We start from the raw sequence: 275 nt of genomic DNA on the forward strand, positions 1-275 counted from the left end.
CGTGTACGTAGTCATTGGCACGAGTGGGAAGCTGATATCATTACTTTCTTATCCATGAATTCAAATAACAAACCTGTGCTATACTTTACACAATCAGAACTGTGCGAAGCGCTTAATATTCCCCGCAGCACGTTAAATACAGTTCTAAAAAAGAGCACAAAAATCTATAAGACGGTTGAGGGGAAAGGGAAAACAGCAAAAACAGGATTATCTACAATTGGGATGCTAATTGCATTCGCTTTAAAAGAAAATGGCAATAAAAGAGAGATTTATTT

General features: G+C 36.7%; 1 pseudogene. It reads left to right on the forward strand.

Annotated elements, in window-relative coordinates:
• A pseudogene (locus JDS96_RS31065) lies at positions 1-275 on the forward strand (replication initiation protein RepS); the annotation flags it as partial.

The organism is Bacillus cereus group sp. N21, assembly GCF_016483395.1.
Classification (GTDB): Bacteria; Bacillota; Bacilli; order Bacillales; family Bacillaceae_G; genus Bacillus_A; species Bacillus_A pseudomycoides.